Origin of the sequence: Rhodococcus sp. M8 (assembly GCF_015654185.1) — a bacterium.
GTDB lineage: Bacteria > Actinomycetota > Actinomycetes > Mycobacteriales > Mycobacteriaceae > Rhodococcus > Rhodococcus aetherivorans.
Genome location: NZ_CP064065.1, coordinates 1297309 through 1309040 on the forward strand (window position 1 = coordinate 1297309; position 11732 = coordinate 1309040).

Sequence of the window (11732 nt, forward strand, 5' to 3'; positions counted from 1 at the left end):
TGCGGATCGGCACGGTGGGTGTCGTGGCGTCGACGGCCGCGGTCACCCGTCGACCGATTCCTCGGCGGCGGTCTCGGCCGTCTCCGTCGCGGGGACCCGTTGCACGTACACGGTGTTGATGCGGACCCGGCCCCGGGCGTCGCGGGCGCCCTCGCCGCGCAGCCGCAGACCGTGGGTCTCCACTTCGGAACCCGGCAACGGTACCCGGCCGAGCACGAACCCGAGCAAACCGCCGACTGTGTCGACCTCGATGTCGTCGAGCGCAACGTCGAACAGGTCACCGAGGTCCTCGACGGGCAACCGCGCGGAGACCCGGAAGGTGTCGTCGCCGAGATCCTCGACGGGCGCGATCTCTCCGGTGTCGTACTCGTCGGCGATCTCGCCGACGATCTCCTCGATGATGTCCTCGATGGTGACCAGCCCGGCGATGCCGCCGTACTCGTCGACGAGCAGCGCCATGTGGTTGCGGTCGCGCTGCATGTCGGCCAGCAGATCGTCGAGGCGCTTGGAATCCGGCACGAACACCGCCGGGCGCATCACCTCGGCGACGGTCACGCTCCGGCCGCCGTCGCGCGAATAGTAGGTCTGCTGCACCAGGTCCTTGAGATACACGACGCCGCGGATGTCGTCGACGTTCTCGCCGATCACCGGGATGCGGGAGTGCCCGCTGCGCACCGCGAGCGACGTCGCCTGGCCGGCGGTCTTGTCCGCCTCGATCCACACCATCTCGGGGCGCGGCACCATCACCTCGCGTGCGGTGGTGTCACCGAAGTCGAACACCGACTGGATCATTCGCCGTTCCTCGGCGGCGACGACGCCGCGCTCCTGCGCCATGTCCACCAGCTCGCGCAGTTCGATCTCGTTGGCGAACGGCCCGTTCCGGAATCCCCGGCCGGGGGTGATCGCGTTGCCGATCAGGATCAGCAGCCGGCTCAGCGGGCCGAGCAGGACACCGATCACGCGCAACGGCACGGTCCCGGCCAGGGCGATGGGGTACGCGTGCTGGCGACCGAGGGTTCGGGGGCCCACGCCGATCACCATGTAGTCCACGAGCACCATGATCACGGCGCTGGCCACCAGCGCCCCGGTGTGGCCCATCCAGTCGAGCAGCGCCGCCACCAACACCACCGTCGCGGTGATCTCGCACAGGATGCGCAGCAGCACCATGAGATTGACGTACCGCGGCCGGTCCTCGAGGATCACCAGCAGCTTCTGCGCGCTGGGCCGCTCGCCCTTGGCGAGTTCCTCCACGCGGGCCGGGGAGACGGTGTTCAGCGCCGAGTCGACCGCCGCGAACAGCCCGCCGAGCGCCACCAGCACGACGGCGACGACGACGAGCGCGGGGGCGCTCACGCCAGTGCTCCGATCACGAGGCCGCTACCGCTCGGTCGGGTCGAAGAAGCCGGCCTTGCCGAGGAGCTGCTGATCGCGGGCCGCGAGCCTGGCCTCGTGCTCGGCGCGCCGCAGTTCCTCGTACCACTCCTCGAGGAGCTGGTTCTGCAGACCGAACATCTCCTTCTCCTCGTCGGGCTCGGCGTGGTCGTACCCGAGCAGGTGCAGCATCCCGTGGACCGTGAGCACGGCGAGTTCGTGCGCGAGCGAATGGCCGGCCTTCTCGGCCTGTTCCGCGGCGAAGGACGGGCACAGCACGATGTCGCCGAGCATCGAGGGGCCGGGCTCGGGGGCGTCGGGGCGGCCGCCGGGCTCGAGTTCGTCCATGGGGAAGGACATCACGTCGGTGGGGCCGGGCAGGTCCATCCAGCGCATGTGCAGATCGGCCATGGTGTCGGAGTCGACGAGCACCATCGACAGTTCCGCGGCCGGATGCACGTCCATCCGGGCGATGACGAACCGCGCGATGTCGATCAGGTCCTCCTCGGCGACGTCCATCCCCGATTCGTTCGAGATCTCGATGCTCATCTGTGGCGTTCCTTCTGGGCGGATGCGGACACGGCGGGTACGAGACGGGCGGGGCCCTCGGTCACGGTCACCGGCGCGGCACCCGGCTCTGGGCTGCTGCCCGCCGCTGGGCCCGGTTGCCCATGGCGACGCCGGCCGGCCGATCGGCCTCGAAACGCTCGTAGGCGTCGACGATGTCGGAGACGAGCCGGTGCCGCACCACGTCGCTGCTGTCGAGGACGGCGAAATGGATGCCGTCGATGCCCTCGAGGATCTCGGCGGCGGCCGCCAGCCCGGAGCGGGCACCGCCGGGCAGGTCCACCTGCGTGGTGTCGCCGGTGACGACGATCTTGGAACCGAAGCCGAGACGCGTCAGGAACATCTTCATCTGCTCGGCGGTGGTGTTCTGCGCCTCGTCGAGGATGATGAACGCGTCGTTGAGGGTGCGTCCGCGCATGTACGCCAGCGGCGCGACCTCGATGACCCCGGCCTGCATCAGCTTCGGGATGGCTTCCGGGTCCATCATGTCGTGCAGCGCGTCGTGCAGCGGGCGCAGGTACGGGTCGATCTTCTCGTGCAGCGTGCCCGGCAGGAAGCCGAGCCGCTCCCCGGCCTCGACGGCGGGCCGGGTGAGGATGATGCGGGTGACCTGCTTCGATTGCAGCGCCTGCACGGCCTTGGCCATGGCGAGGTACGTCTTGCCGGTGCCCGCGGGCCCGATGCCGAACACGATCGTGTTGGTGTCGATGGCGTCGACGTAGCGCTTCTGGTTGAGGGTCTTGGGCCGGATGGTCTTGCCGCGCCGGGACAGGATGTCGAGGCTGAGGACGTCGGCCGGCGAGTCGGACAGACCCTGCGTGAGCATGCCCACGGTGCGGCGCACCGCGTCCGGGGTCACCGCCTGCCCGCGTCCGACGAGGGTGACGAGCTGCCCGAGCACCCGTTCCGCGAGCGCGACGTCCGCCGGCGCGCCGGTGAGGGTGACGGAGTTGCCGCGTACGTGGATGTCCGCACCGAGGGCCCGTTCGAGGGCGATGAGATTCTCGTCGGCCGAGCCGAGCAGCGGCGCCGCAGCTTCGGGCGGCAGGTCCAGGTGGGAACGGACGGTGGTCCGTTCGGCGTTCCCGGTGTCTCGGGTGTCGTCTGGTTCACTCACGTGGACGGTACGGCCTGCTTTCGGTTCGTCTCGCGCACGACGGGCGTCGTGACGATGCCAGTCTAGCGCCGGGCGTCCCCGCGCCCCACCGCATTGCCGCCCGGGCCGTGCGCCGCGCGCCGATCCCGCTGCGCTCGCTGGGCCCGCTGGACGACGTCGACGGCCCGCTCCGGCGGGACCCCCATGAGGACGAGGGCGGCCAGGGCGACGGTCTCCCCCGCGTCGTGCACCACCCCGAGATTGGCCTGCTCGAGGGTCGCCATGGTGAGCCCCTCGAGCATCCCGACGAGGACGACGGCCGGAAGGTAGGCGGAGAACACCCCCGACCGGCAGCCCCGCTCCACGATCGCGAGGGTGCGGGCGCGCAGCGGGGCGATGAGTTCGCCGATGCGCTCGTCGCCGACCTCCTTGCGCGCGAAGGACAGCAGCACGCGGAAGCGGTCACCGACGGGCCAGGTCATCAGGGCCGCGGCGGCGAGCGCCAGGTCGGGCTCCTCGGGGTCCGGCCGGTCGACCGCGGCGGCGAGCGCGGCAGCCGCCTCCTCGGCGATGCCGTCGACGAGCGCCTCGCGGTTCGGGAAGTGGGCATAGACGGTGCGGCGCACCACGCCGGCGGCCTGCGCGACGTCGTCCATGCTGGCGTCCGGGTCGGCGGCGAAACACCCCATCGCCGCCTCGAGGATCCGGGCTCGGTTCCCGCTCGTCCGCCGCCGCGGCCCCCGGACCGGTTCCGCCACGCTGACACCTTCTTCCGCCGCCGGGTGTGACGTCCGTCAACTTTACTTGCACACACGTGTGCAAATTTCTAACTTGCACAGTGTTGTGCAAATTGTTGCCGATGCCCGCATCCCGTGAGGAGCGCCGATGACCTCGATCCTGACCCGCTCGACCGCAGATCCCACCCGCCCGTATCCGCGACGGTGGGCCGGCCTCGCCGTGCTCTGCCTGAGCCTGCTGATCGTCGTGATGGCGAACACCGCGCTGATCGTCGCGGCGCCGAGCATGCTGCGCGAACTGCGGCTCACCAGCACCGACATGCAGTGGGTGATCGACGGCTACACCGTCCCCTACGCCGCGCTGATGCTGCTCGCCGGCGTCCTCGGCGACCGCTACGGCCGGCGGCGCGCCCTCCTCGCCGGCCTGGCCGTCTTCGCCGCGGGGGCCGTGTTCGGCAGCCTCGCCGGCACCGCGACCGAGGTGATCGTCGCCCGCATCACCATGGGGGTCGGCGCCGCGGTGATCATGCCCGCAACCCTGTCCCTGCTCGTCGCCATGTTCCCGGCCTCGGAACGGCCCCGCGCCATCGCCGCCTGGGCCGCGACCTCCGGACTGGCGATCGCGCTCGGCCCGTTGCTCGCGGGCTGGCTGCTCGAACAGCACGCGTGGGGTTCGACCTTCCTCATCAACGTGCCGATCGCGGCATTCGCCGCGGTCGCGGCGCTCGCGCTGGTGCCGCCGTCCCGGGCCGAGCACCTCACCCGCATCGACTGGGCCGGCGGCGCCCTGTCCGTGGCGGCCGTCGGCGCCCTGGTCTTCGGCATCATCGAGGGCTTCCACTTCGGTTGGAACGCAACGTCGCTCGGATCCGTGGCGGTCGCGGCCCTCGCCGGTGCCGCGTTCGTCGCCTGGGAACTGCGCCACCCGCAGCCGCTGCTGGACCTCGGGCGGGTCACCGACCGTTCCGTCGGCGGCGCGTGCCTGTCCGTGCTGCTGCTCTTCCTCGCGTCGTTCGGGGCGATCTACTTCGTGGCGCAGCACTTCCAGTTCGTGTTCGGCTACAGCCCCCTCGGCACCGGTCTGCGCCTGCTCCCCCTGGCCGGGGCCGTGTCGATCGGATCGGCCGTGAGCGGGCGGCTGGCCCCACGCCTCGGTGCCCGCGTCGCGATCGGTGCCGGAACGGCCGTCGCCGCGGCCGGCGTCCTCGCTCTCGCCCTCGTCGACGACGGTTCCGGATACGGGCTGTTCCTCGTCTCGCTCGTGCTCCTCGGCCTCGGCATCGGGCTGGCCGCACCCCCGGCCACGGACCTCGTGATGAGCGGATTCCCCGAGTCCGACCTCGGCGCCGCGGGGGGCCTGAACGACACCGCGGTCGAGCTCGGCGGATCCCTCGGCATCGCCGTGCTGGGCTCGGTGCTGGCCACCACCTACCAGCGCGAGATCTCCGGGTTCCTCACGGGACTGCCGCTCGCGACTCTCGACGGGCCGATGGCCGCCCAGGCCGACGCGGCCGTCGCTGCGGCGGGCGATTCGGTCGGCGGTGCGGCGATCGTCGCCGAGGAGCTGGCGAAGAACCCGTTCGTCTCCTCCTACGCCCAGCCGCTTCTCGACGCATCGGCCTCCGCGTTCTCGCAGGCGATCACGTCGGCGAGTCTCGTCGGCGGCCTTGCCCTGGCCGTCGGCGCCGTCGTCGTCGTCGCGGTCCTGCCCCGCCGCGGCTGAGCGCTCAGCCCGCCGAGCGCGCCCCCGAGCCCAGCGGTTCGGGGGCGAGCAGCAGGTCGCGCGACAGCGCCCAGCTGCGGGTCCGCTTGTCGAGGAACGCGAAGTGGTCCTCCCCGTCGACGACGTGCAGTTCCACCGGATCGCCCGCGGCGACCGCCGCCGCGGCATAGCGCTCGGCGACCTTCACCGGCACCTGGGCGTCCTCGGTGCCGTGCACGAGAGCGACCGGCACACCGATCGGCACCCGGTGCCGGGGCGACGCCGACCGGTACAACTCCGGATCCGCGTCGTAGGGCTGACCGAACAGGTCCTCGATGTACCCGATCCGCCGGCCGCGTTCACCCGCGGACGCGAGGTCGAGCGCACCCGCCTGGGAGACGACGAGTTCGGGGCGCACCTGCGTGCGCTGACCCGCGAGCCACACGGCGAGCTGACCGCCGGCCGAGTGCCCGACGACCCGCACCCGGGCCGGATCGAGTTCGACACCCGCGGCCAGGGCCCGCTCGGCCACCGCGGTGGCGACGGCGTCGAGGGCCGCGACGACGTCGGCGGACATCTCCGGCCACCGCCCGCCCGCGCCGAGCCGCCGGTACTCGACGTTCCACGCCGCCACACCGTGCGCGGCGAGTTCGAGCGACAGCGGCGTGCCGAGGTTGAGGTGGTACTTCCCGCTCCAGAAGCCGCCGTGGACCACCATCACGACGGGCACGGGCCCGGTCGGATCCGCGGCGTCCGGCAGGTACAGGTGGCCGAACTGCTGCGGCTGCGGACCGTAGGCGATACGGGTTCGGGACATGCGTGACACGCTAGTGCAGCGGCAGCCGCGCACCGTGCGGGAGCCGCAGGGGCTCATGTGGACGACCAGCTTCCCTCGCTGGAGGCGATCGTCGGCTCCGGCAGCTACCCGACGTTCGCCCGGTCACTCGTCGCACTCTCCGCGGAGGGCTACGACTTCGACCTCGACCACCTGTTCGAGCTAGGCCTGGGTGCGCCGCTCGACGGCCTGGCCGTACGGCTCGACCGCCGGGCCCCGTGAAGCGCGGTCCGCGCGGCGAGATCCCCAGGAAAACCCGGAACCGGAAGCCTCCGAACGCGTTCCGGAGCCGGTTCCCGGGTCATTCGACGGGCCGGGCGCTCCACCGTGCGGTGAGCACTCCCACCGCTCCGAGCGCGACGGCCGCGGCGGTGGACGTTCGCAGCACCGTCGGCCCGAGCAGCACCGGCCGGGCCCCCGCGGCCGTCAGCGCCGCGATCTCGGCATCGTCGACGCCGCCCTCCGGCCCGACCACGAGCATCAGCTCGGGGACGTCGGCCAGCGGCAGCACGGCGAACGGTTCGGTTGCCGACTCGTGCAGGACCGCCGCGATACCCCCGCGGGCGACGGTCGCGCGCACGGCCTCGGCGACGCCCGCGGTCCGCTGGACCGGCGCCACCTCGGGAACGTGGGCGCGCCGGGACTGTTTCGCGGCCGCCACCGCGACGGCCTGCCATCGCGCGACGCCCTTGGCCGCCTTCGGCCCGTCCCAGCGGGCGACGCACCGCGCGGCCTGCCACGGCACGAACGCGTCGGCACCCGCCTCCGTCGCCAGCTCCACGGCCAGTTCGGAACGATCGGACTTCGGCAACGCCTGCACCACGGTGACCCACGGGCGCGGTGCGGGGACCTCGCGCCGAGCCAGGACGCGGGCCTCGAGCCGGTCCTTCGCGGTGGCCGTCACCTCCACGTCGGCGACGTGGCCGCGGCCGTCCGACAGGACGAGGCGCTCACCCACCGCGATGCGCCGTACCGTCGCCGCATGGCGGCCCTCCTTGCCGTCGAGGACCGCGACAGCCCCGGCCTCGGGCAGCGGATCGAGATAGAACAGGGTTGCGGCCACCGCCCGGGCCTCAGCGCGCGCTGAACGCGTCGCGCAGCCGGGAGAAGAAGCCCCCGGCGTGCTGCGAGCCGGTGGTGACGACCTCGGGCACCTCGTGCTCGCGCTTGCGACGGAACTCCTCGAGGAGCTTGGACTGCTTGCCGTCGAGCTTCGACGGGACCACCACCTCGAGGTGGGCGTGCACGTCCCCGCGCACCCCGGAGCGCAGTTTGGGCATGCCGTGGCCCCGCAGCACCGCCACCGACCCGGGCTGCGTGCCGGGTTCGACGGTGATCTCGGCGGGTCCGTCGATGAGGGTGTCGAGCACGACGGTGGTGCCCAGCGCCGCGTCGACCATCGGGATCCGGATCGTGCAGTGCAGGTCGTCGCCGTCGCGCACGAACACGTCGTGCGCCTGCTCGATGATCTCGACGTACAGGTCGCCGGCGGGGCCGCCGCCGGGGCCGACCTCGCCCTGCGCGGCCAGCCGGATGCGCATGCCGTTGCTGACACCGGCCGGCACCTTGACCGTGATCTCGCGGCGGGCCCGCACCCGGCCGTCGCCGCCGCACTTGCGGCACGGGTCCGGGATCGTCTCGCCGGCGCCGCGGCAGGTCGGGCACGGCCGCGAGGTCATGACCTGGCCGAGGAACGAGCGCTGCACCGACTGCACCTCACCGGCGCCGCCGCACGTCTCGCAGCGCACGGGCTTGGAGTCGCCGTTGGTACCGGACCCGGCGCAGCCGTCGCACAGGATCGCGGTCTCCACGGCGATCTGCTTGCTGACACCGGTGGCGCACTCCTCGAGCGTCAGCCGGGTGCGCAGCAGCGAGTCCGCGCCGGGCTGGACGCGGCCCCTGGGCCCGCGGGACGTGGTGGCCCCGCCACCGAAGAACGCCTCGAACACGTCGCCGAGGCCGCCGAAGCCGGCACCGGAGAAGCCACCGCCCGCCCCCGGCCCGGACCCGAGCGGATCCCCGCCGAGGTCGACGATGCGCCGCTTCTCCGGGTCGGAGAGCACCTCGTACGCTGTGGAGATCTCCTGGAACCTCTTCTGCGCCGCCTCGTCCGGGTTCACATCCGGGTGGTGCTCGCGCGCGAGCTTGCGATACGCCCGCTTGATCTCCTGATCGGTCGCGTTCTTCGACACGCCGAGCGTCCCGTAGTAGTCCCGTGCCACGTGAGTTCTTCGTCCTTCTCTATTCGCACAGATGTTGTGTCGTCGGATGGTCCGTCCGCGCCGCCCGGCGCTCAGCGTTCGCCGAGCACCTCACCGATATAGCGGGCGACCGCAGCCACCGACGCAATGGTCCCCGGGTAGTCCATCCGGGTGGGGCCGAGCACACCGAGGCCGCCGAAGACGGTGCCCGCGGCACCGTACCCGGTGGACACCACGGACGTGCCGCGCATCTGCTCGACCTGGGTTTCCTCGCCGATCCGCACCGTCACGCGACCGGCGTCCTGCGTCGCCGCCAGCAGCTTGAGGACCACCACCTGCTCCTCGAGCGCCTCGAGCACGGTACGCAGCGAGCCGGGGAAGCCGGCGTGCGGGTCGAAGTCGGCGGCGTTGCGCGTCAGGTTCGCCGTGCCGCCGAGCACGAGCCGCTCCTCGGGATGCTCGACGAGGGTTTCCACCAGCACGGTGGCGCAGCGGATGACCGCATCGCGCAGCTCGTCGGGCGCGTCCTCGGCCAGCTCGCTCACCGCGATCGACGCCGCGGCGAGCCGCTTACCGGTCAGCGCGGCACCGAGCAGGTCCCGCAGCCGCGACAGGTCCTCCTCGCCGAGAACGTCACCGAGCTCGACGATGCGCTGGTCGACCCGGCCGGAGTCGGTGATGAGCACCAGCAGCAACCGGGCGGGGGTCAACGCGACCACCTCGAGGTGGCGGACCGACGAAGCCGACAACGTGGGGTACTGCACCACCGCCACCTGCCGGGTCAGCTGCGCCAGCAGCCGGACGCCGCGCCGCAGCACGTCGTCGAGGTCCACACCCGACTCGAGGAACTGCAGGATCGCCCGGCGCTCGGCCCCCGAGAGGGGCTTGACGTCGGCGATCCGGTCGACGAACTGACGGTAGCCCTTGTCCGTGGGAACCCGGCCGGAGCTGGTGTGCGGCTGGGTGATGTACCCCTCGGCCTCGAGCACGGCCATGTCGTTGCGGACCGTCGCGCTGGATACGCCCAGGTTGTGGCGCTCGACGAGCGTCTTCGAACCGATGGGTTCCTTGGTGGACACGTAATCGGCCACGATCGCTCGCAACACCTGGAAGCGCCGTTCCTCGGTGCTCGACATCCCGCCCACCTCCGTCTCTGCTGTCGCACCCGGAACGGCACGCACCACCGCAGGACGGTGCACTGCGTGCCGTTTCGCTCCAGTTTAGTCGCCGGTCCCGGACGGCGAGCGGGACGGCGCCCGCCGGCGACGCGTCGTAAGTTGGTGCCATGATTTTCAAGGGCGTCCGGGACGGCAAGCCGTATCCCGACCACGGGCTCTCGCTGCGCGACTGGGCGCAGATCCCGCCCCGGCAGGTGCGGCTCGACCAGATCGTCACCACCACTAAGGTGCTCGAGCTCGACCGGCTGCTGTCGGAGGACTCCACCTTCTACGGCGACCTCTTCCCGCACGCGGTCCAGTGGAAGGGTGTGCTGTACCTCGAGGACGGCCTGCACCGGGCCGTGCGCTCGGCGCTGCGCAACCGCACCGTCCTGCATGCGCGAGTGTTCGACTACGACGCCCTGTTCCCTCACGCCCCGGACGCCGACACCACCGAGGCGTAGATATCGCACCGCTGCGCGGCCGGGATATCGCACCGCTGCGCGGTCAGGACATCGCACCGCTGCGCGGCCGGGACATCGCACCGCTGCGCGGTCAGGTCAGGATCGCGCGCACCACCGCGTCGGCGAGGAGCCGGCCGCGATCGGTGAGCACCAGCCGGCCGGCGCGCAGGTCGGCGAGGCCGTCCGCGACGACGGTCTCGGCGGCGCGTCGTTCCTCGGGGGCGAGCACGTCCAGCGGCAGGCCGGTGCGCAGCCGCACCTCGAGCATCACCCGTTCGGTGTGGACGTCGCCGGCGGTGAGCAGTTCGCTGCCCCCGACCGGGAGCCCGCCGGCGGCGAGCGCGTCCGCGTAGCGCGCCGGGTGCTTGACGTTCCACCAGCGGACGCCGCCGACGTGGCTGTGCGCGCCCGGCCCGGCCCCCCACCAGTCGCCGCCGTCCCAGTAGCCGAGGTTGTGGGCGCACCGCGCCGACGGATCGTCGGCGCGCGCCCAGTTCGACACCTCGTACCAGGTCAGGCCGGCGGCCTCGAGCCGCGCGTCGATGCGCTCGTAGCGGGCCGCGAGCACGTCGTCGTCGGGGGCCGGCAGTTCGCCCCTGCGCACCCGGCGGGCGAGCGCGGTGCCGTCCTCGACGATCAGCGCGTACGCCGAGACATGATCGACGTCCGCAGCGAGCACGGCGTCGAGGGACGCGTCGAGGTCCTCGTCCCGCTCGCCGGGGGTGCCGTAGATCAGGTCCAGGTTGACGTGGTCGAATCCGGCGGCCCGCGCCTCGCCCGCGGCCGCGACGGCCCGGCCCGGGGTGTGCGTGCGGTCGAGCACCGCGAGCACGTGCGGGGCGGCGGACTGCATGCCCAGCGACACGCGGGTGTAACCGGCCCCGCGGATGCCGTCGAAGAACTCCGGCGACGTCGATTCCGGGTTGGACTCCGTCGTCACCTCCGCGCCCGGGGCGAGGCCGAAGCTCGACCGGACCGCCGCGAGCACCTGCGACAGGCCGTCGGCACCGAGCAGCGACGGGGTGCCACCGCCGACGAAGACGGTCTGCGCCGCCGGGGCGCCGAGCAGTCGCGCCGCGATGTCGAGCTCGCTGCGCAACCCCTCGAGCCACGACTGCGGAGACGCGGACGTGCCGAGCTCTCCGGCGGTGTAGGTGTTGAAGTCGCAATAGCCGCAGCGGCTCGCGCAGAACGGGACGTGCACGTACACGCCGAACGGGCGGGAACCGACACCGGCGAGGGCCGAGGCCGGCAATTCGAACCCTGCTCCGACTCCGACATTGGTTCCACTCACTCCCCCAGTGTTCCAGAAGGCCGACCGGAGCCCGCCGCCCGGACACGGCCCGGACACGCCACCCCGGCCCGGCGCTGTCACCTCGGCATTTCCCCGAAATTCGGCGTAAATACCGCCACGTTTCGAGAACAGGCCCGTGACATGGCACAATGGTCCGCATGACCGGACCCGGAGTGCGACTCGTGGCGCGACGCCACGTCGACCTCAAGCGTGTCTGTGCATCGCGGTGTCTGTCCTGCACCGCCGGTTTCTGCGCCGACTGTCGATAGTCGGCCCCACCCCCGGCAGCCCCCGCTTCCCGCCGGGTC

At 72.2% G+C, this 11732-nt stretch carries 12 protein-coding genes; 3 read left to right on the plus strand and 9 right to left on the minus strand.

Annotated elements, in window-relative coordinates; genetic code table 11:
* Positions 1-42: 42 nt before the first annotated feature.
* The 4 genes from ISO16_RS05780 to ISO16_RS05795 all read right to left on the minus strand — a co-directional run bounded on the left by ISO16_RS05780 (position 43) and on the right by ISO16_RS05795 (position 3792).
* Complete coding sequence (locus tag ISO16_RS05780; protein ID WP_072635493.1) at positions 43-1353, minus strand: hemolysin family protein; 1311 nt, start codon at positions 1351-1353, stop codon at positions 43-45.
* 24 nt (positions 1354-1377) lie between these two features.
* Positions 1378-1920: an rRNA maturation RNase YbeY gene (gene ybeY / locus ISO16_RS05785; protein ID WP_006943887.1), complete on the minus strand. Its 543-nt coding sequence runs from the start codon at positions 1918-1920 to the stop codon at positions 1378-1380.
* A gap of 67 nt (positions 1921-1987) precedes the next feature.
* A complete protein-coding gene (locus tag ISO16_RS05790) occupies positions 1988-3055 on the minus strand; it encodes a PhoH family protein (protein WP_006943882.1) in 1068 nt (355 codons plus the stop codon).
* Between the two features lie 62 nt (positions 3056-3117).
* Positions 3118-3792 carry a TetR/AcrR family transcriptional regulator gene (locus tag ISO16_RS05795; protein ID WP_006943880.1) on the minus strand — a complete coding sequence of 225 codons (675 nt, stop codon included), beginning with the start codon at positions 3790-3792 and terminating at the stop codon, positions 3118-3120.
* A 127-nt stretch (positions 3793-3919) separates the two neighbouring features.
* On the opposite strand from ISO16_RS05795, the gene ISO16_RS05800 reads away from it, so the two are divergent.
* Positions 3920-5494, plus strand: coding sequence for an MFS transporter (locus ISO16_RS05800; RefSeq protein WP_072635494.1), 1575 nt, complete (start codon positions 3920-3922; stop codon positions 5492-5494).
* Between the two features lie 4 nt (positions 5495-5498).
* Here ISO16_RS05800 and ISO16_RS05805 read toward each other — a convergent pair whose 3' ends face one another.
* Positions 5499-6290, minus strand: coding sequence for an alpha/beta hydrolase family protein (locus tag ISO16_RS05805; protein WP_072635495.1), 792 nt, complete (start codon positions 6288-6290; stop codon positions 5499-5501).
* Between the two features lie 57 nt (positions 6291-6347).
* On the opposite strand from ISO16_RS05805, the gene ISO16_RS05810 reads away from it, so the two are divergent.
* Positions 6348-6530, plus strand: coding sequence for a hypothetical protein (locus ISO16_RS05810; protein ID WP_072635496.1), 183 nt, complete (start codon positions 6348-6350; stop codon positions 6528-6530).
* 79 nt (positions 6531-6609) lie between these two features.
* Here ISO16_RS05810 and ISO16_RS05815 read toward each other — a convergent pair whose 3' ends face one another.
* The 3 genes from ISO16_RS05815 to hrcA form a co-directional block, all read right to left on the minus strand.
* Entirely contained in the window at positions 6610-7371 is a 762-nt protein-coding gene (locus ISO16_RS05815) for a 16S rRNA (uracil(1498)-N(3))-methyltransferase (RefSeq protein WP_072635497.1), read from the minus strand.
* 10 nt (positions 7372-7381) lie between these two features.
* Positions 7382-8530, minus strand: a complete 1149-nt coding sequence (gene dnaJ, locus ISO16_RS05820) for a molecular chaperone DnaJ (protein WP_006933832.1) — start codon at positions 8528-8530, stop codon at positions 7382-7384.
* A gap of 71 nt (positions 8531-8601) precedes the next feature.
* Positions 8602-9645: a heat-inducible transcriptional repressor HrcA gene (gene hrcA / locus ISO16_RS05825; RefSeq protein ID WP_050035407.1), complete on the minus strand. Its 1044-nt coding sequence runs from the start codon at positions 9643-9645 to the stop codon at positions 8602-8604.
* Between the two features lie 149 nt (positions 9646-9794).
* Between hrcA and ISO16_RS05830 the strand changes: the two genes are divergently transcribed.
* A complete protein-coding gene (locus tag ISO16_RS05830; protein WP_006933828.1) occupies positions 9795-10130 on the plus strand; it encodes a type II toxin-antitoxin system VapB family antitoxin in 336 nt (111 codons plus the stop codon).
* 91 nt (positions 10131-10221) lie between these two features.
* On the opposite strand, the gene hemW is transcribed toward ISO16_RS05830, so the two are convergent.
* The gene (gene hemW / locus ISO16_RS05835) at positions 10222-11424 is read right to left on the minus strand and encodes a radical SAM family heme chaperone HemW (protein WP_065922453.1); all 1203 of its coding nucleotides are present in this window, start codon (positions 11422-11424) and stop codon (positions 10222-10224) included.
* Positions 11425-11732: the final 308 nt, after the last annotated feature.